At 33.9% G+C, this 25,301-nt stretch carries 22 protein-coding genes; all 22 read right to left on the reverse strand.

Annotation, left to right across the window (positions count from 1 at the left end; all coding sequences use genetic code 11):
* Positions 1–11: 11 nt before the first annotated feature.
* The gene (locus tag I2490_RS02820; RefSeq protein ID WP_206458268.1) at positions 12–365 is read right to left on the reverse strand and encodes a carboxymuconolactone decarboxylase family protein; all 354 of its coding nucleotides are present in this window, start codon (positions 363–365) and stop codon (positions 12–14) included.
* Between the two features lie 115 nt (positions 366–480).
* The gene (locus I2490_RS02825; protein ID WP_206458269.1) at positions 481–930 is read right to left on the reverse strand and encodes a MarR family winged helix-turn-helix transcriptional regulator; all 450 of its coding nucleotides are present in this window, start codon (positions 928–930) and stop codon (positions 481–483) included.
* Between the two features lie 1,134 nt (positions 931–2,064).
* Positions 2,065–2,451 (reverse strand): VOC family protein, encoded by a 387-nt coding sequence (locus I2490_RS02830; protein WP_206458270.1) that lies wholly within the window; start codon positions 2,449–2,451, stop codon positions 2,065–2,067.
* Positions 2,452–2,813: 362 nt separating this feature from the next.
* Positions 2,814–3,008, reverse strand: coding sequence for a YwbE family protein (locus tag I2490_RS02835; RefSeq protein ID WP_206458271.1), 195 nt, complete (start codon positions 3,006–3,008; stop codon positions 2,814–2,816).
* 177 nt (positions 3,009–3,185) lie between these two features.
* Positions 3,186–3,671, reverse strand: a complete 486-nt coding sequence (locus I2490_RS02840) for a hypothetical protein (protein ID WP_206458272.1) — start codon at positions 3,669–3,671, stop codon at positions 3,186–3,188.
* 113 nt (positions 3,672–3,784) lie between these two features.
* Positions 3,785–4,258 carry a DUF2284 domain-containing protein gene (locus I2490_RS02845; protein WP_206458273.1) on the reverse strand — a complete coding sequence of 158 codons (474 nt, stop codon included), beginning with the start codon at positions 4,256–4,258 and terminating at the stop codon, positions 3,785–3,787.
* Positions 4,259–5,189: 931 nt separating this feature from the next.
* Positions 5,190–8,852, reverse strand: coding sequence for an S-layer homology domain-containing protein (locus I2490_RS02850; protein WP_206458274.1), 3,663 nt, complete (start codon positions 8,850–8,852; stop codon positions 5,190–5,192).
* A gap of 639 nt (positions 8,853–9,491) precedes the next feature.
* Entirely contained in the window at positions 9,492–10,424 is a 933-nt protein-coding gene (locus I2490_RS02855; protein WP_206458275.1) for a reverse transcriptase domain-containing protein, read from the reverse strand.
* Positions 10,417–11,481, reverse strand: coding sequence for a hypothetical protein (locus I2490_RS02860; RefSeq protein ID WP_206458276.1), 1,065 nt, complete (start codon positions 11,479–11,481; stop codon positions 10,417–10,419). Before I2490_RS02860 ends, I2490_RS02855 begins: the two co-directional genes overlap by 8 nt.
* Before the next feature lie 253 nt (positions 11,482–11,734).
* Positions 11,735–12,277, reverse strand: a complete 543-nt coding sequence (locus tag I2490_RS02865; protein ID WP_206458277.1) for a hypothetical protein — start codon at positions 12,275–12,277, stop codon at positions 11,735–11,737.
* Between the two features lie 190 nt (positions 12,278–12,467).
* Complete coding sequence (locus tag I2490_RS02870; protein ID WP_206458278.1) at positions 12,468–14,183, reverse strand: ATP-dependent helicase; 1,716 nt, start codon at positions 14,181–14,183, stop codon at positions 12,468–12,470.
* Positions 14,168–15,529, reverse strand: coding sequence for an ATP-dependent nuclease (locus tag I2490_RS02875; protein ID WP_245157064.1), 1,362 nt, complete (start codon positions 15,527–15,529; stop codon positions 14,168–14,170). The genes I2490_RS02870 and I2490_RS02875 overlap by 16 nt, the downstream gene beginning before the upstream one ends.
* 165 nt (positions 15,530–15,694) lie before the next feature.
* Positions 15,695–16,750, reverse strand: a complete 1,056-nt coding sequence (locus tag I2490_RS02880; protein ID WP_206458279.1) for an IS30 family transposase — start codon at positions 16,748–16,750, stop codon at positions 15,695–15,697.
* 69 nt (positions 16,751–16,819) lie between these two features.
* Positions 16,820–17,497: an AAA family ATPase gene (locus I2490_RS02885; protein WP_206458280.1), complete on the reverse strand. Its 678-nt coding sequence runs from the start codon at positions 17,495–17,497 to the stop codon at positions 16,820–16,822.
* Position 17,498: 1 nt separating this feature from the next.
* Complete coding sequence (locus I2490_RS02890) at positions 17,499–17,750, reverse strand: single-stranded DNA-binding protein (protein WP_206458281.1); 252 nt, start codon at positions 17,748–17,750, stop codon at positions 17,499–17,501.
* 364 nt (positions 17,751–18,114) lie between these two features.
* Complete coding sequence (locus I2490_RS02895; protein WP_442859719.1) at positions 18,115–19,371, reverse strand: IS256 family transposase; 1,257 nt, start codon at positions 19,369–19,371, stop codon at positions 18,115–18,117.
* A 101-nt stretch (positions 19,372–19,472) separates the two neighbouring features.
* Complete coding sequence (locus I2490_RS02900) at positions 19,473–21,125, reverse strand: recombinase family protein (protein WP_206458282.1); 1,653 nt, start codon at positions 21,123–21,125, stop codon at positions 19,473–19,475.
* Entirely contained in the window at positions 21,073–22,044 is a 972-nt protein-coding gene (locus I2490_RS02905; RefSeq protein WP_206458283.1) for a recombinase family protein, read from the reverse strand. The genes I2490_RS02900 and I2490_RS02905 overlap by 53 nt, the downstream gene beginning before the upstream one ends.
* Positions 22,045–22,052: 8 nt before the next feature.
* Entirely contained in the window at positions 22,053–23,642 is a 1,590-nt protein-coding gene (locus I2490_RS02910) for a recombinase family protein (RefSeq protein ID WP_206458284.1), read from the reverse strand.
* An 80-nt stretch (positions 23,643–23,722) separates the two neighbouring features.
* Complete coding sequence (locus I2490_RS02915) at positions 23,723–24,088, reverse strand: SHOCT domain-containing protein (protein ID WP_206458419.1); 366 nt, start codon at positions 24,086–24,088, stop codon at positions 23,723–23,725.
* A gap of 31 nt (positions 24,089–24,119) precedes the next feature.
* Entirely contained in the window at positions 24,120–24,266 is a 147-nt protein-coding gene (locus I2490_RS02920) for a hypothetical protein (RefSeq protein WP_206458285.1), read from the reverse strand.
* 262 nt (positions 24,267–24,528) lie between these two features.
* On the reverse strand, positions 24,529–24,993 hold the full coding sequence (locus I2490_RS02925) for an RNA polymerase sigma factor (protein WP_206458286.1): 465 nt from the start codon (positions 24,991–24,993) through the stop codon (positions 24,529–24,531).
* Between the last annotated feature and the right edge of the window lie 308 nt (positions 24,994–25,301).

The following is a 25,301-nucleotide window of genomic DNA, read 5'->3' on the forward strand; positions in this document are numbered from 1 at the left end:
CATCACCTTATTCACGCTGTAAAATCATTTGCAAATTCTTCTAAACACTCTTTTAATAACGTTACAGAATACGCCATTGAAGGGCCACCGCCAAATGCTACTGAAACCATTGCAGCTTCAATGATTTCTTCTTTAGTAGCACCAGCTTCTAAAGCTTTATATGAATGGTATACGATACAATATTCACATCTGTTGTAACATCCGATAGCAACACTGATAAGTTCCTTTGTCTTAAGATCTACTGCACCTGGCTCATATGCTGCACCAAGTAAACCCATAAATGCGCCTACAGCTTCACCATTTGTTGTCGCTAAGTTCTCTAAACCGCCTACAAAACCATTCAACATTTCTCTAACATTGTACATAAGATAACCTCCATTTTTTATTTGTCATACCAAAGTTTGCATATGCAATTATTATTATAGCAAATAGCATATTTTTAATCAATAAGATTTTTATACAAAAATAAAAATCTCAGAGTTATATCTGAGATCTTTCGTCATTTATGATATTTTTATACATCTTTGCTTGAACGTTTAGGAAAATTTCAATTTCTTCTTGTGGTATCCCTTGGATGAGGACTTGGTTAAACTGCTCACCAATTGGCAATAATTTATCCATGAGGTCTGAACCTCTCTGTGTCAAATCCAAATGAATGACCCTTCGATCTTCCTCACTTCTCGTACGGGTTACAAAACCATCTCTTTCCAATCGGTCAACCAACCTTAAAGCGCTGGAATCATTAATCTCCATTGCCTGTGAAAGTTCCCTTTGAGAGAGTTTACCGTTGGTTTTTAAAAAGAAGAGTGCAATCCACTGTATCCTCGTAATACCAGAGCCATCTAGCCACTTTCCAAAGACTTCACTTAATTTCTTTGTATTATTTAGCGTTATGTAATTAACACATTGGCGTATATCAAATTCCGTCATTTTCAAGTTCCCCTCTAAATAATTGTGATTTTCTATCAGAAACCATAAAGTACTAAAAGTATACCAAATACTATCCCTCTTGTCTATTAAACAATATACACTGATCCATCACATTGTGCATCTATTACCCTTTTTTCAAATTCAGTGCATTGCTTTATATAATGTCATATGATAAAATCTTGCAATGATAATCATATCAATTAGCCAGTGCGCAACTTAATACTTTTGATTTAATTTAGGAGACATCATGGCGCGAATGAAAGGACCGAGATTTAAACAGATGCCCCTTTCTTTTAATTTTCTTATGATGATTAATGTATCTAAAACATCCCTAGATAATCAATCTACTGAGCGATTTAGTAAGAATGTAATCAATCTCACCAGCGCAAGCTTTATTTATCATTTTCTCTAAGTTGAACTGACCTTTTTATCTGAGTCCACTACCATAATCAAAATAAACTCCCGCGTATTCCCACTGTAGATTACTTTGTATTATGGTTTCATAATTAGAAATTTGCAGAGCAATGCTACTTAGTTAGCTTTCGAATTTTGTGCTAACTCTACAGTATGCAGCGACCTTCAACTTCTTCTTTTCTTCTTTGACGGGTTCTACTCTTATCAGCTTTCTCATATCAATCTCTTTTCTCAATTAAGGATACAAAAACCCGTGAGCTGATTTTAACTCACGGCTTTCGCTAATTTTTATTCTATGTTATATCTCAGCACGTTCCAACAGGCATACAACCTCACAATGCCTTGTGTGGGTAAAAATGATGTCGTAGGAGCATATTGGCTCCTTGGTGGAATATTATATTTCTGAAAATCACTTTTAGATCATAGTAGCAATATAGAAATTTGTCAAGCCTGACCCCTTTCTTTTCTTCAACGTCGTCGAATCGAACCTATAAGGAATACCTCCTAGTGGTGCTTGCACCCGATAAGACGATGTGGCATGGCAATTTTTTTGAGATGACTCCTTCATCTACATTCGTTATTGGAGACCCTACCATGCCCGAAGCGTAAGTACTTTGTTAGCTGATGTGGGACCCCAGACTCAGAAGCCGACATGGACGTCAGCTCCTTTAATCATATCTATTACTTTAAAACTTTTACCCCTATTTATTAATATTTTGTTTATTTAAAATCCGAAAAAATCTCATGTATATTTCCATCAGGATCTGAAAACAATGCTGTTCTCTGATTCCACGGCATATTTTGAGGTTCATGAACAGGCACTCCACCTTTTGAAATTATATCTTTATATGATTTATCTACATCTTCTGGACTTTTACATGGAAAAGCCAATTCAAAAGATTGACCAATTCTTAGTTTTTTATACTCTCCACTATAATTATACATAACCTTTCTAAGGCAAAGAGCAAATCTAACACCTTCATTTTTAAATTCAACGTATTCACCAAGATCATTTTCTATTTTAAAACCTAGCACTTTATTATAAAATTCTTTCATTGGAATTACATCATCTGTCCATATGGTAATTAAATTAATTCTTGCTTCCATTCTAATAACCTCCCTTTACTTTACAACATCATACTATTGTATATTAACTCTACAAAGCTTATCCCATACAAATCCGCATGGACGCGCGGCCTTTTCGTCCTATGTCAGCTAACCTTCCGTGTATTCACGACGTCCTTGCGCTCACACCGTATTTCAAAGAACATCTTCTTTTATATCAATTTGACTCTTATAAAACATTTTGATTTCCAAGTACACAACACCTTCCCTCAGTATCTCAAAAATATTCAATTCATATTCTAATCATACTCTTATTGGTTACATGTGGCAATAAAATCAATTATTTAAGCACTAAAAAAGCACCTAACCTTTTCAGCCAAATGCCCTTTACAATACTTAAATATTTAATCCAATATTTCCTCAACTCTACCTACTATTCCACTCTCAAGCATCACTTTAATTCCATGAGGATGAGTAGATGAATTTGTAAGAATTTTTTGAACCACACCTTCTGTTAATTTTCCTGAACGCTGGTGTTGCTTTTGTACAACTCTAACTTTTATTCCCTGTTTTATCTTTTCTCGTTTAGTTCCATTCATACTAATCCTCTTTCTTTATTTACGATATAGCTTTACAACGGCCTCAACGTGCCTTAAGGTGACAAAAATGATGTCGTAAAGAGCTGGTGGGTACTTGACGTAAATGATTCATTAAGAGTTTAGAACTAATTAGTATAGCAGTAGCCTTACCCTTAGATTAAATAAAATTTTGCCATTTTAACTATTTTCCATCTCTATTTCCCCAAGACATTGGGGAAAATCTGCCATTTTGTCCGATGCAACATAGATATTCCAGCCAGACAACGCTCTTTGCAAGGAATATTGTAGCATAAAAATTCCGTGGGGAATCACTAATGTTCGAGAATCAATCTCGGATTCTATATTTCGAATAAAATGAGTAATCGTATCTGTGATAAAAAGCCCTTCAGAATATGCATGGAGAACTGAATGACGGTGGGTGTCCATTAAGAGTAGCTGAACGGGAATCTTTGATTTTGCAATTTCGTTAATTAATAACGGCGTTGTGATCTCTGAATCACAGGACAACACACAAATAGAAGAAGACTCTGCACCATTCAGAGGATAGATACCAGGGCGATAAGGAGTACAAGCTCTCAGATCAATGGCACTACTAATCTCCCCTGCCTTATAAAGAGAATCGACATAATGCTGGCCTTCGATAAAAGTCGGATATTCGCGCAATAATACCTTCTCACCAAAGCTAAGATCGGGAACATCGTTGCAATTAAACAGAATAAGAGCAACGCAAGTATAGCCTCGATTGTTGGAAAACCTTGAAAAATGATACTGCTCCATCATCGAAACCATTTGAATCCCATGAGATTCAACGGAAGATCCCGCAAGCTCGGGGAAACGGCAGGGAGAATCAGGAAGGTTTTGCATATCGTGCAGAAAGTACGAAGAATTAATGCAGGTTGCCCAGTAAGTTCTTCTAGATTTTTTCCAATCTCTAGAAAAACAGGGTTAAGTTTTTTGCGACATTTAACATATAATTCTTCATCATTTTTATCAACAGTTTCTGGATCCAATTCTAGATAAGATGAAAGTATCAGTCCGTATTGGTACTGTTTACACTTCATGATATTTTGGTCAATAGAACCGACATTCGGAGGACAAGACCAATTTTGATTAAAATTGGGACAAAACAATTCACAATGATCTCTAAGTCGTTGAGAATAAGATATATCGGATTGATTAAGAAAAACATATTCCGATATATTTTTACGTTTTAAGTTATTAATGAATATCTCTAAATCTTGCTCGTTCATCATTTTTTCCTAATAATCTTCCTTTGTACTATTTTGGTATTTGAACTACATTCCATGCCTAGCTATTGCCGACAATTTTATCAAATTAAAAGGTAGTTCAGATTCGCTAAGTTCAGATTCGCTAAGAGGCAACCTTTTTGACAAACATTACTTCTTTATTCATATTCTATTGCACGGTGTCTGAAATATCAAACAATATTTTTTTATTAGCTTATTTCCATAATTCCACTGTTCCCATTATTATTACGGGTTGAGTGAGTACAAACAGCAAATGTAGAATATTGATGCACTCGTGCATTATACAGCGTTATATCCCTTAATTGTATATGTTTTCCTGTTGTAAATCAACAGGAAAACACTCTTTTAGACATGATTTTACAGAATATATAGAATTAGCAGTTTTATTCTCTTTTCACAGGCTACAGTACGAGGTGCAAGCATTCCACCAAGAGATGCGCCAATAATTTGTTACGTCGTCTAATGTAAAAAAATCATCTTCAAAATAACCACTCAAGTGAAACATATGTATAATCAAGATTCTAAATTTTTTTATCTATATATGACCCGAAAACCCTCCACTATAAGAAATTATATGGTCTCCTTGTTCTAGTTTTCGTATAAGGTAGCTACATCATGTATTCTACGCTTCATTTCTGTGCGGATATGTAACGGCTCTAAACCGCTACGCTTACCAACTTTGGGCTATTGGATAAGCGTCCGCATATGAATATTTTAGTACCGGTGAGCCTAAACATTTCTTTGCCCTCATGCAAACTTAGATCACTAATGCTGTGTTTAACGATTACACTTTTATGGAACTAAAATAGGCTAAGTCTGTAGGTCTTAAGTTGACCTACGGCTTAGCCTATTAGTTTTAAAGATTTATTGTCAAATTATATATTTATACTCTACAAAACATTTTATTTTTTTATTAATTATTTCTAACAATGGTATCAAATCTCATAAGAATTACTGCAACCTCCGCTCTTGTTGCTCCTGCCTTAGGCTTAAGCATATTCTTGTCATCTCCCTTTATGATGTCCTGCGCGTTAGCCCATGCCATAGCTTCTTTAGCCCATGAAGAAACCTGAGATCCATCTTCAAAAGTAAAAATTTTGAGGGTATCCTGACTGTCTGCCTTCACAAGACCTTTTTCCTGTGCCATTCTGTAAAGTAATGTTACAAGCTGCTCTCTAGTGATATTTTCCTTTAGCCTGTCATTGTCCATAAGGTCATTTACATCTGCTCCCATTCTTCCAAATACAATCCTAAACATTTCCCTTGTCATTGGATTACTTGGACTGAAAGTTGTCTCTGTACTTCCTGCAAACCATCCACTGCCTAAAGAATAAACTGTTCCTTCATAAAACCATGAGCTTTCCTTTACATCATTAAAGACTTTAACCTTTTCTGCTCCATCCTTTTTAACCATTTCAAGACTCTTTAGTGTTTCATTCTGTGATGGATTTTCCTCCTGTGTTGCAGGATCTGTTTGTACACTACCTCCCCCACCAGAAGAATGTCCTCCACCGGATTTTCTAACTTGTTGAGTAATTGTTAGGCTGGCACTTGTTGTATTACTTTCCACTTTTAAGTCTGCCGTATAAGTACCTATTTCTTTTCCTGATATTAATGTAACTGTAAAGTTTGCAGTAGCCTTAGGTGCAAGTTTCGTAGCACTTAGCTTTCCTACTTCAAAAGCATCTTTATCATCTCCAGATAAAGCTATTTTTAAGCCACTATCTATTGTATTTCCTGCATTGGTTACAGTGTAGGTTACGCTATTTCCTTTTTCATACCCATAAGTCAAAACTGGTAAACGACTGTCTCCCTCTAATTTCAGTTCATATCTTGGTTCTTCAATAGTTAATTGAACTGGCGTATTATCACCTTCATAATTAGTAGCAAAACTATCCTGATAACGTACATAATATGTGTCTGGTGCCAATCCAGTAATTGTTCCATCTTCTGTAATGGCTTGGTAAACGCCCTCTTCACCTACTTTATATTCCATTTCCTTTGTTACATTCGTTAAGCTGCCATCACCAAGACCTTTTATTGTTTCATTTGTTTTTCCTATTTCAGATAGCTTTGACGCTGCCTTATTTACTTGTTGAGTGATACTTGTATTTGTATTTATCGCAGCACCCAATGGTGGAGTTTTACCTGATACATCAACACTTGCCGCATAGCTCCCCGCTGTCTTTCCCAACGGAAATGTAATAGTAAATATTGCTTCTCCACTAGGTTTAAGTTCTGATATATTAAGATTACTTACTACAAAATCATCTTTAGCTGCTCCAGATAACACTACTGTTAAGTCACTGACTGTTGTATTTCCATCATTGGTTAAGGTGTAAGTCACGCAGTTTTCTTTTTCATACCCATAAGTCAAATCTTGAAAACTGTCATTTGCCGTTAATTCCAGTTTATATATTGGAGCTACACCAGTTTCATTAATAGTTAATGAAACTGGTGTATTATCTCCCTCATAATTAGCAGCAAAACTATCTTGATAACGTACATAATATGTGCCTGGTGCTAGTCCAGTAAGTGTACCGTCTTCTGTAATCGCTTGGTAAGCACTCTCTTCACCTGCTTTATATTCCATTTCCTTTGTTACATTCGTAAGGCTACCATCACTAAAATCTTTTATTGTTTCATCTGTTTTTTCTATCTCAGGCAACTTTGACGCAGCCTTATTTACCTTTTGACTGAAGCTTAATCCAGTAGTTTGGAGAGGTTCTCCATCTATACTTTCACCCGAGACATCAACGCTCGCGGTATAATTCCCCACAATCGTTCCTGTTTTTAAGCTAACCGTAAATTCTGCTGTTTCATTAGGCTCAAGCCCTGTTGAATTGAAACCATTTACTTCAAAATTGTCCTTATTGTCACCTGATAAATTAACCGTTACATTACTAAGCATTGTATTTCCTGTGTTTGTCACTTTATATGTTATACTCTTTGTTTCAGAAGAATTATAAGTTACATCATCCAAACATCCGTCTGCCCATTGTAGCTGCATTTGAGAAATCGCTACCCTAGGATAGCTGTTAGCATCAAGTACCCATGTTAAACAGCTGTTGTCATTGGCATAATTGTTAAGTTCGCTAATAGAGCTGCCATCTAACGTACCACAATTATTAATTGTCCCCCCTTGATTTCCCGCCATAGCTATTCCAGTAAGGCTTCTCCAAAAACATGAATCTATCGTTCCTGAATGTTGCTGCCCTATCAATCCTCCTATGTATAACTCATTTGCGCCGACTCCACTTATACTACCACTATTACTACAATTTTCTATAATTCCATTATTTTGACTTCCTGTTATTCCTCCTATATATAACGTATTTCCGCCGGCTCCACTTATACTGCCACTGTTGCTGCAATTTTCTATAACTATGTCTGCTGTTGTGGTACCAGCTTGACTGCCCGCAATGCCTCCTACATCAGCGATCCCTTCTGATCCCTCTATCTTATGCTTTACTGCCCCACTATTACTGCAGCTTACTATTTTAGATAGGCCATTACTTCCTGCCACTCCTCCTACTTGCTTCTTTCCGTTTACTTCTCCGCTGTTGCAGCTGTTACTGATCGTTCCACTACTCCGATTTTCACCTGCCACGCCTCCTATCATTCCATCTCCACTTACAACGCCACTATTACTGCTATTACTTATACTTCCGCCACAATTGTAACCTACTACTCCTCCTACCTCATTCTTTCCATTTACAGTTCCATTATTACTGCTATTATTTACACTGCTTCCACTATCATTATCTCCTACGATTCCTCCTACATACTGCACTGTTCCACTTACTGCACCACTATTACTGCTATTATTGATACTCCCTTTATTCCAGCCCGCTACTCCCCCTATTTTTTGTACTCCGCTGATTATTCCACTATTGCTGCTATCATTGATACTTCCGCCATAATTGTAACCTGCTATTCCTCCTGTGCCCTGTGCAATTGTCGTTTGGCTATTACTTATCGCTCCACTATTACTGCAATTACTTATACTGCCATTTTTCTTATAGCCTGCCACTCCTCCTACATAACCTTTTCCATATATATAATTATCTTTAATGTGTATATTTTCTATTACTGCATCCTCCGTATAACCAAACAGTCCTATAGAACGCTCACTAGAATCATTGATATAAATGCCTGTAATACTATGGCCTCTACCATTAAAATCCCCTTTAAAAGGCTTACCGTCTGTAGTAGATATCCGATAACCAATAGGTGTCCATGATTGGAATGTCCCTGAATTTAGTTCTCCTGCACCATCTAATACATTTCCATTTAGTACAATATCATTTTGCAGTTCAAAATATTTACCTGCATAATCTGTACCACTATTTACCTGAGCAGCCAAATAGGCTAGCTGCTCTGCTGTTTTAATTATATATGGACTTTCTTTTGTCTCGCCATTCCCTGATTCAAAACTATCTGCGGGACTTCCACTCCATACCGAAGTATCTAGCACTGTTTCTGCCATTACAGGCATTGCAGGCATCAGGCTTATTACCATACATAAAGCCATTAAAATAGCTAGTCTTCGATGTATTCTCATTTTTACTTTCATAACGTTCCTCCTTGATTTTCATATGTATTTAAGCATCTATTGTACCTTCAGTATGTATAGTAAACTATTTTTGTTATAAATCTCTCTATAACAGATTATCATTTCCCGTTCCGTTACATTAAGATTGTAAACAGAAATATTCAATGTCACACCTCCTTGCATGTTCTTTTCATATGCAGTAACGAAAACAAAAGTCTCTGATTCATAAGAAAATCAGACTACTTCAATTTTATGAATTTTGAGATACTTATTCAATAAAGTCAATGTAAACAGCATCTTTTCGATGTAAAAAGCACACTTTTTAGTTTCTATTTTAGTAGGTTCTATTCTTCTAAGTTTTTTCATTTCAATCCCTTTTCTTAATTTATAGATACAATAAAGCCGTGAGCTGATTTCAACTCACGGCTTTCGCTAATTTTATTCTATTTTATCTCTCGATGCGTTGCAACAGGCATTCGCACTCCGCAGTAGCTTGCTCCCAATCAAATTTCGCTATGCTCATTTTCTTGGGCAAGCCTTGCATGAGACGTACCTCTACTTACTTCGTAAGTAGGGTCACGGCTTCAACGTGCCTTGAGTAGACAATAATGATGTCGTAGGGAGCTGGTGGTTCCTTGGCGGAGGGGTATCTTTTATAAATCATATCAAATTATCAATTAGGTCTTTTAAGTTTTTATAACCTAAATCATTTATAACATTATTCATTTTTTTAGAATACGTATTGAGATACCGCTCTCCTTCAACGGAAAGAATAAAAGATTGCATACCTTGAATTTTTTTAGCTTCCAAGTACCATTTATCGTCTTTGGTTTCTTTTACAAACAGTCCTATTGATCTGTAATACAGGTCATCTTTTTGCTTTCTTCCAACCGTTAACATTCTAAAATTATCATCATTTTTAGTAATGTTAATTCCAGTTATTCTTACATGGTTTGATATATTAAGATTAATAATTCGTGTTTTGCTTGCATTTAATCTTAAATAAGATAGTTTGAGAAGTTCACTTACTTTACTAATTATTTCTTTATTTGCTGGTACAGTATCCTTAGAATTAGATCTATACGAAACCATCATATCGTCTGCATATCGAGTGTAAATAACATTATCTAAATCTAATTTTTTAAGCCACCCGTATAAAACGCCATCAAAATCCTTAAGGTAAACATTGGCTAGTATCGGCGAAGGTTTTAGTCCAATTGCAATACCCCTTTGTCCAGTAGAACATGATTTTACCAAATCTCTACATTGCTCTAATGTAAAATGCCCTACGGTATTTTTATTTATTTCATAATATAAAGTATTTATAAGCCTATCATGAGTAATGCTCTGAAAGAAATCCTTTATATCCATCGAGATAAAGATATCATTGTACATATGTGTTTTAGCATTCGTAACAATGGATCTTTTTTTTATATATGCTTTGGCAAAAATTGATTGCTTGAGCCTTTTTTGCAGTGAGATATTAACCTTGTCATGATATTTGATAAGGTTACCATTTCTATCTTTATATGTGGTTATTTTTCTATAACCTTTCGCTTTAGGGATATAAAATGTGGATAAATCATTATTCATATATTTTAATCCCCCATTCCTTTTGCACAATTGGTTGTATTAAAACCGAATATGATTTAAAAATCTCTGATGTGTTTTTCCTAATATCTACACTAATAAGATTATCCTCTTCATTTTTTATATGAATTAGGTTACATGCATGCATAATATAAATCATAAAAAACAAAGCATTATCAAAGTTTAAATTTGGTTGATTATTAAATCTAATTTTTATTTTACCTTTTACTTCTTTATTTTGATCAACTATGGTATTTTCCAGCATTTTTATAAACATACTTTTAAATAGATTTTTCAATTTAACTATTTTATTGCATTGTCTAATCTTACGGCGGAATTCATCTATAGATAATAGAGAAAACACATAATTTTTAAAAACTTCATATTCAAAATTCACATAAGTATCTTTCGTGTATGTAATATCAGTATTGACCCTTTTATATCCAACCCCAAATAATCGCATATTCGTAGTTTGCTGAGTGATTATTTTTGATTTTAGTTGATTTCCTAATTCATAAGGAAACATGTTATTAGGGAAATAAGTATAATAGGTATTTCTATCTTTAGAAATACCAACTTTTTTTATTTGTGGGTAAAATCTTATAACTTCATTTTTAAGAATAGTTTGTTTTTTGCTCCAAAATGCTAAACTTAAAAAGGCAGATACTTTTTCTTCCTCTACAGAATATTTTTCTGGAACCAAAGTTATTATCTTACCTTGAAGATTTGTATTACTTGCAAACATAGCTAATTCGCCTGCAGTAGATATCGACTCATGTATAATAATAACGTTGGTAGCTGTTAGAGCAGCCAAATTCTCAATATTATATAGATTGAAAAGATTAATATCATAATAAGATAAAAAACTTTTTTTATCCCCTTTTTTAGAAAACTTAAAATACTTTTCTAAAATTACTACTCTATTCGAGCTATCATCTTTCAAAATTTTTTCTATTGCAATTCTTTTGTCGCTATCATTGTCATTAAAATTAGTTCCGCATAAAAATAAAACCCGAATTGGTTCTACAAATTCGGGTTTACTTTTAAAGATATATTCCATTATACATCCTCCATAAAAAGTGTCCCACAAAAATTTGTTAAAGTTAGTCACAAAAGAATTTGATTTTGTAAGGTCCAGAACAAGTCGTTCTGGCCGATAAATTAAATTCTCAAATATTTGAGGCATCAAATTCAAATTTTTCAAGATTGTGATTTCATTAACCTCAGAATGCTGAGGTGGCGCAAAGCCGTACTGGGACACCATAATTATAGCAAAATAATTATACTAGAAAATCAATAAAAAATCAAATGCTTTACGACCTTATGTAGTATTCAAATGTATTTTTTAACTTTTCTTTGTATCTATCTGTTCTTTCTTTTTCAGCTATTAAATTAAGTAACCCAATTAGATCATTTCCATTTAAATCAATATCAGCTGGGTTTTCGCATTGAACACTATTAAATTCTTCTGAAAATGCTATCCCCAAAATTTTGAATTGTGTTTTTCCTAATGTAAATATAATTTCATTTAAATCTTTGTTAGCAATTAAATTCAATATGTTCTTTTCTAAATAATCATAAAATATTTTCTGATTAACTTTAATTTTTTTAATAATAAAATTAACATCTTTATCAGAAAAATGGACTTTTATGTTATTTATTTGATCATGTAAAATTATAGTGGTTTTTTTTATTTTTACAGCATAAAAACCATGTGAAAACTTAATTTTATCTAAATCAAATATAATAGGTTGATAAAAATACAGTTCCTTGCTTAAATAAACTTTCTCATCAGAATTGTTTTTCTTTATAAACTCACTTTTCTCTTTATCCATTTGCAATAAGTAATTTTCCATATATCTTCCTTTTATAGTTTTAAAATATCTTATACTTTTCCCCTTTAATTTATGGGAATCAATGTCAATATTGTCTATCAAATTTTGTTCATATCACTATACAATTGGTTGTTGCATTTTTTCTGAATAAGGGTGTTATTTTTCACATTATTTAACACTCCTTTTATTAAAATCTATTATATCATCCTGCTTAGCTTTTTGGTCTTACCTCCATAATCTCAAAGTTATTTAGTTTACTTCTGTTTTCATCCGACAACTGCGGAATAGAAATATACAGATTTTCCATAGCTCTACTTAAAGCTACATAGTAAACTCTATGGCTTTCATTACCCATATCAGGGTTAAGTAAAAAAGATAATTCAGTTTCTTCGTTATATTGTTCTTTAGGTTCCAATAGCAGTAAAACGTTTTTAAATTCATCACCTTTAGCCTTATGAATGGTTCTAAATTTACCATCATCATCAGTTATTGTTATCACACAAGCTACTTTGTTATAGGTCAAGTTTTTATAATAATTATTAGCTTTTCCACTTGTTACTTTTGCTTTAACACCATAAAATCCAAATATATAATTATTATAAAGTTCCTTAATATTGATTTGCTGTATTCTTGAATAAAGATTATATAATCTTTTCAAATTTTCTAATGCAGCCTTGTCGTCAAAATCTTTTATTTTCCTATAAGCTTTTTTCATGTATTTAATTGCATCTTTAAATTTATCTTGTCTGCAATATTCTAATGAATGAATTATATAAAATATCATCTTCCCACGATCTCCATCAGAAAAAATAAACTCATCAAATATATTCTCAGAAAAATAATTATCAATACCATACTGTATCATGTTGCATAATTCATTCTTAAAGGATAGTGTATACAATTCATCTTTATTACATAATTTAATTGCTTCATTATACGAATCGATAAAACCTCCTATTAAAATTGTAGGTTTGTGTCCATGTTTGTTTTCTGGCGATTCTTGATGAAAATTTTTATCATTTCGCATATAATTTAAAATGTCTATTATTTCTTGTGTGCTACGATGATTATCTTCAATATAATATGTTTTAAGTTCTGGCAAGTCAAATTCAGTAAATTGTGTCACATCTGCACCTTGAAACTTATAAATTGATTGACACTCATCACCAATAACTCCAACAATAGTTTCTTTTTCAGCAATAAGCTTTAACACTTTTGTTTGAATAGGATTAGTATCTTGAAATTCATCAACTAAAACATATGGAAATTTACCTCGAATAATCTCTAAAATACGAGGGGATTTTTCAATTATCTTAATACTTAAAAATAACACATCATCATGGGATAACAAACCTTTTTCCCAACAAATTTTTTTGTATTCTAAGTAGGAATCCTTTTTAATATTGTAAGCTCCAACTTTTCCTTCCCAAATTTCTTTAAAACGCAATATTAGTTCTCCATCGTCTAAATACCAATGTAATTTAGATAATTCTTTAGCTAATTTATTATTATCATTTAGCGCATATTGCCTTGTTCTCAGCTTCCATTCATTCATTATGCTAAATGTTGGCACTATGTCATCATGACCATCAATATTAATGAAATCAAATTTATAATCATCCTCAAGAACCCATAAATAGGGTTTAACAATATTTAGATATAAAAAGCTATGAATTGTAGTTACATCTACATAATCTATAGATTTACCTAATCTGAAAATTATTGTTTCTACACCAACATTAGTATATGTGATGCAAGCTATTTTTCTTATGTCAGAAATCTTATCAGATTTTTCAATAATATGATTGATATGATTGATAAGAAATCTAGTCTTACCAGCACCAGGTCCAGCAACAATTTTAAAATGATTCGAAATATTAATTCTTTCGTCGCTATCTTTTAATTTTTTTGCTACTGACAAATCCATTTTATCGCCTCACTTATATATGTTGGGACTACAAAGTCAAAAACTTTTTCTTTAGTGTCACTACTATTTTTAATATTACTAGAAATAACATATGAAAGCTCTTGTGCGACTTCACCTTTTTTGATTGAATTTAAATATCTTGCTGCAATAATATGTTTTGCAATTCTTGATGGCTCAAGTTTTGTTATTTGTAAAAAATTATTTATTATATCTCTAAATTTACCCTTACGCATATTTTTCACTAAATCTTCTGTCTGTGATTTGTTGATATCATCATGATATTTTTCCATCATATTCTTAATTTCTTCTTTATTCGCTACTGATTCGGTAAGTAATTGAACACATTTAATGTTCTCAAGTATCATTTCATACTCAAATGTAGAGCCCTCTTTTTGCGTATAAACTCTAATTAAATCCGTTTTCTCTCTTTGCTGATACAATTCAGTTAAAGGATTGGATGTTTTTTTATATTCATAATTCAATTTGTCACTTTCGAGTAAAAAGGGAAAGCAAGATTTCCAACTACTATTTTCATCATCTTCTTCTGTTGTTTTATCCTTAATTTTTTTCATCACTGGATCCTTATCCGTAAGACAGACTATTTTTTTAGGAATTGCATATTGACTCTTATTTGTATCAAATAATTTTAAAAAATGATTGAAATATCTTCCATTAACATTTATAACCGAAACATGTGAATCAGTTAAATCTAAATTGCTATATTTTGCAAATTCAGGTAGTAATAATTGTTCTGCAATACCTTCAACAAAAACAATGCTTTTTGCAAAGAACATGTCGGCTTTTGTGACGTCCAAAAACCTTTCTACATATTTTTTTGATGCTTGGTCTTCTTCACTTTGAGAAAAAACTTTACCTGGATATGCAATTTTTGTTTCATCCTCAGATTTATATAAAACTATAATGGAATCCAAATCCACCGCTGCTGTTATGCTAGGGGAATGAGTCGTAATAAAAATTTGTCTCACTTCATGCATACTATTCTCATTTAAAAACTTCAAAAGCTTATATTGCATATTAGGATGCAAATGTGCTTCTGGTTCTTCTATTGCTAAAATAGGAAAAACTTTAGCATTATTACCCATATATTCTCCTGAAGCATTCTTTTGCATCTTTGCGAGTAATAATGATATATATATCAGATTATTATATCCCAACCCATTACGTGTTGCAGGAAGCTTTACTCCTGTTTTATTTTCCACTACCAATCTCAAAGCTGAATACAGTTCTGTATCTAAAATTTTCCCATCAAAAGAAGGTGTTATATTATCAAAATCAGCACCTGTTTTCTCGGCGTATTTCAGCATTTCTTTTTTGCCGCCACTCATCCTAGTATGTAAATCTGCAATTAATACATCTGCTTTTTTTGAGAAATCTTTCTTCTTTAGGCGTATTTATTCTTGTTTATCCTTTTTGTTTAATTTTTTATCAATTTTAATATGACCAATTGCAATAACAAATTGAACCAATCCAATATGTGGAAATTGTGTATGTTATAACTCCGCTGCATATATTATATCTAATTGTGCTTCAAATAGCTCAGTTGGAGTATTGTAATCGAGAATCCTTCTTGGCAAGGTATTCATCCAATCTTCTATAAATTCAATATCAGTAGCGCTATAATCAGACATGCGTTTACCTTTAGGAATAAATCTGCGTATCAGTCCATTATGACGCTCATTTGTCCCTTTTTCAAACGATGAGTATGGATGTGTGAAATATACTTTTGTATCTTCTTCATCCTCAAGTGTCGCTAACTGTGCAAATTCAGAGCCGTTATCACCAGTAATAGTTTTGAATACTTTGGCAAATTGTTCGCCGAATAAAGAACGAATATCAGAAAGCTCTTCAGTCGCAGCGTTAGCAGTTTTTGAAGCTATCTGACGTACAATAGCATACCGTGTCTGTCGTTCAAGGATAGTTAAAAGAACACAGTCATTACCTGACTTTTCACCAATTACGGTATCAATCTCCCAATGGCCAAATTCTTCACGTGTATTAATGTTTTCAGGACGTTCTTCAATACTTGTGCCAAGAACTCTCTTATGTGATTTAACCCTTGCAGGCTTAGTATTAAGACGTAACTTAATCGGTAAATCAGCATTTTTAACAGCAAGAAGCCCCAAGTCAATGTAGTTATATAAAGTCTTTGTGCAAACTATTTGAGAACGTTTAAACCTATTATTTTTAATGACATCACCAACACAGGCATCTGGGGACCATGAATGTATTTTAATTTTATCTACGGCATAAGTGATAAAATTACTACACTCCAGCCGCTTGAATGTACGGCATGAATTTTGACGGTGTTTTTGGTATATTGCCTGTCCTGTATCTGCAAGGTACAGTTCAATAAGCTTTCCCTGCTTTATTTGCGTCGTTGTTCCTCGTCTTATTTCATTTAAAATGGTATTGATAGGACGTGAAAGCTCCTTGGCTATTTTGTATGGTGTGTAGCCATCCTTTAATCGAATCTGAATTGTCATACGTTCTTCAAAATTCAAATGTTTGTTTTTACGTAATTTTGTGTTATCATTTGGGTAGTCCATAGTGATTATCCTCCGTGTCGATTTGTTTAAGCGATTAAATCATAACACAGATAATTCACTATGGATTTTTTATTGGTTCAATTTCATTTTACAACAGGGCTCAATTTTAATATCATAATCCATATAAAAATCAATAACTTCTCTTAATAACGTATTCCTTCCAGTAAATAAATCTCGTTCCACATCACGAATGGCATCTAAATATTGATAATCGAACTTTTTTATACTGTCCGAATCAACTGATGTCCTATGTTTAGGATTTCCGATGAAAATTTTTGATGTATATTTTCTCAAAAAAGTAGTTTCTATTTCTCTCCAATAATCTTCAATATCTTTATTTGTTAATTTTCCTATTATTGATTTATAGTCATCTTCCTCTTTATCTGGAAGTGAAAATTCATATGTTATTGTTGCTTCATATGGTTTTTTAATTTTTGTTAGCCAAGTAGCAACCGTAATCAAGTCTTCCGAATATTCTTCTTCATTTTCTGATTCAACTAATTTTGCACTAATTATAATTTTGGGTGGGCTTGTCTTTAATTCTTCGATACTTATATTATGATTAAAGTCATCAATAGATAATCTCTTAGAAGAGCCCTCTGAAAATAATAATTCTAATGCTTTAATAATAGTGGTTTTTCCCGAGTTATTAGCACCTACAATAACATTTATTTCATTAGCGAATTGTATCTTTGTACTTTTTTTAAATCCTCTAAAATTTGTAAGGTTTAACTCTTGTATATACATATTAATCCTCCTTCAACCCATTATTACTCTTATATCTCTGCTGCCCAGATGAAGTCTTTTCAAACGGGACAACGCTTATATCATTACTTTTGATATAGTTGAGAAATAAGGTGCCAAGGAGGAGTCTGTCACTTCGTGATATTCTATTCCACTCGTATCCTTTAAAAAGATCACGAACTAAGAATATTTCACCGGATTTAAGGTTAGCTAATTCTCTTTTTGCCATATCTAATAATTCATTTACTGTTGACAAAATGATACCTCCTAATCGAGATAATGATATAAACAACATTGTTATTTCAATTGTATATCTTTCCCTAAAATTTTACAACAGTAAAACGTCAAATTAGACACAACTTAACAGAATATTTAGAATTAAAATAGTAAAACCGCCAACAATAAAGTCCTGAACAAATTAAAGACTTTATTCTTAGCAGTTTAAACTCAACAGGAGCAGGGAAGACGGGACAGTTTCAAGTTTTGTGTAAACTCAAAAATCTGATATAAGATATGTGAATAGTTACTTAAGGGCAGAGTCAATTTTGGGATTCTACCCTTGTTTGCATTATACAATGATTTTTTTGCATGTCAATAAAACTTGCCGAACAAGTTGTTTTTTAGAAGTTGAGATTTTTTAGTCTTTCCTCAAAATAAATCTCTAACTGGGAATATATCCGTCCCCAGTCCCTACGATATCCTGTCCACTTTTTTGTGATATCTATCGTTGCCAGATATAGCATTTTTAAAAGGCTATCGTCAGAAGGAAAAATTGTCTTGCTTTTTGTTACTTTACGAAGTTGACGATTAAATCCCTCAATGGCATTTGTGGTATAAATAAGCCGCCTAACAGCTTCAGGATATTTAAAATAGGTTGCTAAAGTTGACCAATTATCATGCCAAGATTTATAGATTTTCGGATATTTTACATCCCATTTTTCTTGAAACAACTCCAATTCATTTAGGGCTAATTCTTCTGTTGGGGCAGTATAGACTCGCTTCAAATCAGCCATCAGAGCTTTCAAATCTTTGTAGGATACAAATTTAGTGGAGTTACGGATTTGATGAATAATGCACTGCTGTATCTCTGTTTCAGGATAGACTGCTTCAATTGCTTGTGGAAATCCACTTAGTCCATCAATACATGTTATTAAGATATCTTTTACACCACGATTTTTTAGCCCATTCAGTATAGAAAGCCAGAATTTAGCATTTTCATTTTCACCAACATACATACCTAAAACGTCCTTTCTACCATTCATATCAATTCCCAAAGCAATATACACAGCCTTTTTTCGTATTCTTCCTTCACTACGAACGTGGAAATGAATTGCATCCATAAAAACAACCGCATATACTTCTTCCAAAGGACGTTCCTGCCATTCCTTTACAATCGGTATAATTTTATCAGTAACTCGGCTAATCGTACTGTCAGAAATATCAATGTCATATAACTCACGCATATGGGATTCAATATCATTTGTAGTCATACCTTTTGCATACATGGAAAGTATCCTTTCTTCCATATCTTGCGTAACGGTATTTTGATATTTCTTGATAAGCTGGGGTTCATATTCTCCATTACGGTCACGAGGAATAGCAACATTCATATCTCCATAGTTTGTATGCATGATTTTAGAAGAATATCCATTCCGACTATTGTCGGTTTCCTTATTCCGATAGTCATATTTTGAGTATCCCAGTTCGTCTTCTAATTCTCCTTCCAGAGAACCCTCCAGTAATACAGACATCATATCACGCATAACAGAATTGACATCTGTACCATTTTTGATAGGAATATCATTCTCTTTTAAGTATTCCTGCATCATTTTTCTGATTGCTTGTTTTTGGGGTGATTCTTTTCTTCTTTTGGGCATAAATAAAACCTCCAAACTGATATATTTATCTTACATCAGTTTAGAGGTTTACACAAACTTTAGGATACTCCCGGGAAGACACCCTACTCCTATTTTAATGCCTATTCATAGTAGTCCACTTCTTGGTTCACCACGATTCCTGAGTGAAACTGTATTTCTAGTTTCATCCCCTTATGTACCTTTATGGAGGAAATCAGTCTTTTTACAAGGTCTTGGTCAAACTCCCTTACTTGCGGATTAACATTGGCAATCGTCTTGTCTAAGGCCTCAACTCTTTGAACATAGTTTTCTGCATTTTTCTGCGCTTGCACCGCCTTTATTTTCGCTGTTTTGAGCTCGTTAATTTGTTCTGACAGTTTCTTATATTCTTCATCGAATTCTTCGCTGACAGCTCCTTGTTTTGCGTTATTTTCTATGAGTGTAAGCATCTGATGTTGCAGTTTTTCTATCTGTTCGTCATATTCGGTTGTAACACCGTGGGTACTGTAGTTACCTATAACTCTTATTACATTTTCTCGGAAGGTCCCTATAAATTCTCCTGTATTTTCTACTACATTATTTATTGCTTTCATAATTGCATCATGGAGTTGTTCTTCCTTTAGGGTAGGTGAATTCTGGCATCTTGATTTCTTGCCTAGTTTCAGCCTGTCCTCGCATCTCCATACAGCAGATTTGTCACCGTATTTGGACCATATCTGCCTGCGGTATGCATGGCCGCACTCTGCACATACCATCAGATCCGTAAGTATGTATTTAGAACTGTATTTGCTTTTCTCCTTTAATTCCTTGTTCTTTTTTCTTGTAACTGCAGCTTTATTTAAACTTGCTCGCCTTGCTTTTTCTGCCTGTACTTGGTGGAATAACTCCTTTGGAATGATTGCCTCATGGTTATCTTCTATATAGTACTGTCTAACATATCCATCATTTTTCACCCTTTTCTTAGTGAGAAAATCTACTGTATAAGTCTTTTGCATACGAGCATCACCGCAAAATTTTTCATTTGAGAGCATCTTGTCGATAGTTCCCGGATGCCACTGCTCAAGTCCTGTGACAGTTTTAATACCATCTTTTTCTAAGCCTTTGCATATCTGAACAATACTACTGCCCTCAAGGTACTCCCAAAAAATCCTTTTTACAATAACTGCTTCTTCGGGTACTACTACAAGGTTGCCGTTTTCATCTTTGGTATAGCCTAAAAACTTTTTGTGGTTTACCGATATAATGCCGTTTTCAAATCTTCTCGTCAAACCCCATCTTGTATTTTCGCTGATGTTTCGGCTTTCCTCTTGTGCCTGACTGCTAAGTATAGTGATTAACAGTTCTCCACCGCTTTCCATGGTGTTGATGCCCTCTTTTTCAAATATAACGGGGACATTTTTCTCTTTCAGCTTTCTAATATTTTGCAAGGCATCAACCGTATTTCTAGCAAATCTACTGACTGATTTGGTAAGCACCAAGTCTATTTTCCCATTCATACAGGCATCTACCATGGCATTGAAGTCATCACGTTTGCTTGTCTGTGTTGCTGATTTTCCATCGTCAGCAAATATGCCAGCACACTTCCAATTTGGGTTGCTGTTTATTTTATTGGTGTAGTAATCAACCTGTGCCTCGTAACTCCCTTCCTGTTGTTCCAGCAAGGTACTTACTCGGCAGTAGGCGGCTACACGCAGTGTTTTCTGCTCTACTCTTAATTGTCTGTCATATTTCATTTGTGGCGGTATGATTGCCACTGTCTTTTTTGCTATAGCCATTTTTCTCATCCTTTCGCTTATATTCTAAAATCTCGCAGATTTTAAGTCCGTTTATAAATTGTGTTTCTACTTTGCCGTCTTGATAGATGGTAATTTTATCTATCATACCTTTGAATAATTCTACATCAAACTCTGTTAATTGGTTTTGACCGATTAACAGCTCTTTTATTTTTTGTGTCTGTACTTCGTAGTCATCTACCTTGGAAGTGCTGTAGGTTAGTTCTGCTCGTTTGAATATTAGATCCGCCAACTCTTGTGATGAAAATTTCTCATCTTCTTCAAGCTTATGTATTTGATTTTCTATCGCAAGCAGTTCTTTGCTCATTTTCGCCAGCTCTTTTTTATGAGGTTTGTCTAGTAAGCGTTGGTTTTTAATAAGCTGATTTACTGCACTTATAAATACCAATTTTAATTCCTCATCCGTATAGAAGAGGTTTCTGCATAATACTCGGTTTTTAAATATATATTTTTTGCATTTCCATCTGCTCTTTTCCGATGCCTTACCCGAATGTTCCGTGTACTTTCGGTATGGCTCACCGCATTCACCGCAGAATATCTTGTTCGCAAATAGGCTTTGGTTTTTCATGCTGTTTGGCTGTGCTGTACGACCAAGCTGATTTTCTTTCTGTTTTCTTTTGATTTGAACCTTATCGAAGGTAGCATTGTCAATCAATTTGGGATAAACTTCATCACCCATATATTTAATATTTTCAAGGATTCTTCCTATAGCACCGTGTGTCCAATTGGTCTTGTTATTTGCATTCGGAACTTCTTTTTCACTCAGTTCCTTTGCTATAGCTAATAAAGATTTTCCTTTCAGGTATTCTGAGTAAATCTTTTTTACAGTTTTGGATTTTTCTTTATCTATTTGTATTTTGCCATCCACCATCTTGTAGCCAATCGGCATATGTGTTTGCATATTTTTGTTCACCTCTTTGCTATATATTCCGTCAGTTCAAGGCTATTGATAAGTCTGAACGTAATATCACCATTTTTCCCGATTAGGACTTTATCTACCGTATGGATAAACAGTTCTGCTTGGTAATCGTCCATGATTACAGGGTTGTATTTTATAATCTGCAGTATCCTGTTTGTTCCCTCAATCTCTTTTTCATAACCATTACTCTCAAGGAGAACATTTCGTTTTTTCTTGTATTCCTCAATTTCAATATTAATGGCATTCTGCTTTTCCATAAAAATAGCAGAGTCCATATATCCTTTTAGCATGACTCGCTGTAGGATATGGCTCTGCTCCATTAATTCCGATATTTTGTTGTTTAGTTTAAGAATTTCTTCTTCCTGTTCTTTATTCGCCCTTAATTTTTTTAAGGATTCCAATAGGGGATAGAGAATTTCACTGTGGTTACTTACAAGCTTGTTCCACATGGTTAGGAAAGCATCTTTGATAATATCTTCTCTTACTGCTTTCATGGTACACTTTTTACTGTTTTCTATATGCGTGATACAGCACCATTGTATCTTCTCGTAAGGCTTGCCGATATAGATTTTCTGTCTGCGGAATGTTCCACCGCATTCTTTGCAGATGATTTTACTGCTGAATTCATAGCGGTTTTGGTATTTACTGCTGTCATCTATGCCCATCTGCACTCTTCGGTACTCATAAATTTCCCGAACTCTTTCTGCTTGTTCCTTAGTAATAATAGGTTCATGACTATTTTTAACGGAGTACATGGGTAGTTCTCCATAATTCTTCTTTTTTGTGAAGGGGAGAACATCTGTTGTATATGTTTTTTGTAGCAGCAATTCTCCCTTGTAAATTGGATTTTGCAGAATTTCCTTTACTACACTATCATTCCATTTTTCTGCTGTTCGGATGGTTGGTATATTGTCACGAGTTAAATCTCGGGCGATTGCATAACTGCCTTTTCCGCTTAAGTATTCGTTATAAATTCTTCGGATTATTTCAGCTTCATTCTCATTAATGATAAGTTCACCATTTTCATCCTTGGTATAGCCATAAGCCACACAGCTTGGTACATAGCTTCCATCCCCGAATCTTTTTTGAATACCCCAGCGATTATTTGTGGAGATGCTTTCCGATTCACCTTGTGCAATTGAGCTTAGGATTGTCAGCATCTGCTCGCTCTGCTCTGACATGGTATTGATATTCTCTTTTTCAAAGTATACTGCTATCCCAAGGTATTTCAGAGTTCGAATTGTTTCAATGCTGTCTATGGTATTTCTCGCAAATCTTGTGATGGATTTTGTAATGATAAGGTCGATGCTTCCTTTTTCACATTCCGTTATCATTCTCTGAAATTCATCACGATTTTTCACCTTTGTACCACTAGATTCATCTGCAAATATTCCTACGAATTCCCATTCTGCTCTTTTTTCAATGTACTCTTTATAATATTTTGTTTGAGCAACATAGGAAGTATGCTGTTTTGCACTATCGGTGCTGACCCTGCAATAAGCACAAACTCTTTTCTTTGGTCTTAATTCCTGCAAAACTTTCTGCCTTACAGGTTCTATGGTTTTGACCTTTTTCACCATTTATATTTCCTCCTTTCCCAGAAGTAAGCCTTCTGTTAGTAACACACAATACCCCAAAGCATTTATAATAGCAAGTGTTATCACACATATACTTTTGCAAGGCATGGAGAAAAGGATTGGCGGTTTAATTCATCTATTTGTGCATACTCAACATCAGAAACAATTCCTTTTCTCTTTAGAATATCAAGAAACTTAATTGACATTTTATAGTGGACCTCATTTTGAGATTGTTCTATAGTCATATCATATTCTTTTGCCATTTCAGCATCTGTTTTCGTTGGATCCATATTCTTTACCTCCATTCCTGAATAGTTATTCTTAATATCACAAAAATAGGGATTACCACTGTCTGAGTTTGCAACTGCAAAAGCAGATAAAGCATAGGTAATCCCCATTGCTTCTGACATTAAGTCAGTTATTTGTTGTTTTTGTACTTTATTCGACACTACTTCCCAAGTACAGGGCGATTTACATAAACTAAGAGAAGTTAATTCTTATCATAGGAATCTCACCTCCTGCAGGATCTCTGCAAGCTGCCCCCATTGCGTGAGTCTGTGGCTGGACAGAAGTATCATTATAGGCTGATAAGGTTATGGCAATACAATCCACTACAAATTGTTTCATGATCAGATGGACCCGCTCGCTCCTTATGTTGGCCGCATTTATAAAATTCAGAAGAAAAAATCCATTTTCATGGATTGTCCTAATTTTACAGGAGGTTATCGCGCATCTATCAATGTTGCTTTTCCGATTAAGGCTCATCAGCTAATGTATTTATGAAATCGGATATTCAGTTTTCAAGGTACTAACCTTTTTTCAAAAAAGAAAACAGGGAAGAGAAAATATCCCTTCACCTGTTTCCACACTTAGAATGAAAAAGTATAGTCTATTTATCAAAAAAGTTTTTAATTTTTCCTTTTGCTATATCAATAGAGAACTTTACAGCCATTTTTTTGCATCCTTCAATTTCTGCAATTTGCTCATAGGTAAAACCTTCAAAGTAATACAAAATCAATCTTCTTCGCTGAATGTTAGGCAATGTATCAATTGCTCTCCATAACTTTTCTTTTTGCAAATTTTTAAAAGCTGTAACCTCCAAAGATTCTGGTTTATGTAAGGCTCTTTGATATAAGATTTGCTCTGTTAGTTCAGAATGCTCAAGATTTCTTTCATCGGAACGTCTTAAATTTCTTTCTTTTCTAACAAAAGTCTGAAATAGCACTTTCGCAACTGCTACACTTATTTCGACTTCAATTTTTTTACCTTCTTCATCAACAAAAGCTGCATAGTATCGCTTTGTATTTTCATCTGCATGAATTTGCAAATTGTAAGGGTTTGTGTTGTCAAACATTTTTATTTCCTCCGCTTCTGATTTTTGAAATGTTTAGAATCAAAATCAGAAAGGTGGAGAACGACACCGAAACCAACGATTTGGCTTATCCATTTTTCCTCCTAAAAATGGGCACAAAAAAAGCCGAGAATAACATTTCTGTTACTCCCGGCTTTCTTACTGCCGTATTATGAAAAATGGGTATAAAAAAAACCCGACTTTTTATAGTCGAGGCTTATCAGTTATTTTATTTCGTACCCATCCCACAATACACATTATAGGATATGCAATGTCCAAAGTCAGTGCGTGATTAGTCCGTATTTAGTTCG

Source organism: Anaerovorax sp. IOR16 (assembly GCF_017168145.1).
In the GTDB taxonomy this organism is placed as follows: Bacteria; Bacillota; Clostridia; order Peptostreptococcales; family Anaerovoracaceae; genus IOR16.

Coding starts and splice junctions, on each gene's coding strand:
- I2490_RS02820 (WP_206458268.1), bottom strand. CDS start 365: ATGTACAATGTTAGAGAAATGTTGAATGGTTTTGTAGGCGGTTTAGAG.
- I2490_RS02825 (WP_206458269.1), bottom strand. CDS start 930: ATGACGGAATTTGATATACGCCAATGTGTTAATTACATAACGCTAAAT.
- I2490_RS02830 (WP_206458270.1), bottom strand. CDS start 2,451: ATGGAAGCAAGAATTAATTTAATTACCATATGGACAGATGATGTAATT.
- I2490_RS02835 (WP_206458271.1), bottom strand. CDS start 3,008: ATGAATGGAACTAAACGAGAAAAGATAAAACAGGGAATAAAAGTTAGA.
- I2490_RS02845 (WP_206458273.1), bottom strand. CDS start 4,258: ATGAACGAGCAAGATTTAGAGATATTCATTAATAACTTAAAACGTAAA.
- I2490_RS02850 (WP_206458274.1), bottom strand. CDS start 8,852: ATGAAAGTAAAAATGAGAATACATCGAAGACTAGCTATTTTAATGGCT.
- I2490_RS02855 (WP_206458275.1), bottom strand. CDS start 10,424: ATGAATAATGATTTATCCACATTTTATATCCCTAAAGCGAAAGGTTAT.
- I2490_RS02860 (WP_206458276.1), bottom strand. CDS start 11,481: ATGGAATATATCTTTAAAAGTAAACCCGAATTTGTAGAACCAATTCGG.
- I2490_RS02865 (WP_206458277.1), bottom strand. CDS start 12,277: ATGGAAAATTACTTATTGCAAATGGATAAAGAGAAAAGTGAGTTTATA.
- I2490_RS02870 (WP_206458278.1), bottom strand. CDS start 14,183: ATGGATTTGTCAGTAGCAAAAAAATTAAAAGATAGCGACGAAAGAATT.
- I2490_RS02875 (WP_245157064.1), bottom strand. CDS start 15,529: ATGAGTGGCGGCAAAAAAGAAATGCTGAAATACGCCGAGAAAACAGGT.
- I2490_RS02880 (WP_206458279.1), bottom strand. CDS start 16,750: ATGGACTACCCAAATGATAACACAAAATTACGTAAAAACAAACATTTG.
- I2490_RS02885 (WP_206458280.1), bottom strand. CDS start 17,497: ATGTATATACAAGAGTTAAACCTTACAAATTTTAGAGGATTTAAAAAA.
- I2490_RS02895 (WP_442859719.1), bottom strand. CDS start 19,371: ATGCCCAAAAGAAGAAAAGAATCACCCCAAAAACAAGCAATCAGAAAA.
- I2490_RS02900 (WP_206458282.1), bottom strand. CDS start 21,125: ATGGCTATAGCAAAAAAGACAGTGGCAATCATACCGCCACAAATGAAA.
- I2490_RS02905 (WP_206458283.1), bottom strand. CDS start 22,044: ATGCAAACACATATGCCGATTGGCTACAAGATGGTGGATGGCAAAATA.
- I2490_RS02910 (WP_206458284.1), bottom strand. CDS start 23,642: ATGGTGAAAAAGGTCAAAACCATAGAACCTGTAAGGCAGAAAGTTTTG.
- I2490_RS02920 (WP_206458285.1), bottom strand. CDS start 24,266: ATGAAACAATTTGTAGTGGATTGTATTGCCATAACCTTATCAGCCTAT.
- I2490_RS02925 (WP_206458286.1), bottom strand. CDS start 24,993: ATGTTTGACAACACAAACCCTTACAATTTGCAAATTCATGCAGATGAA.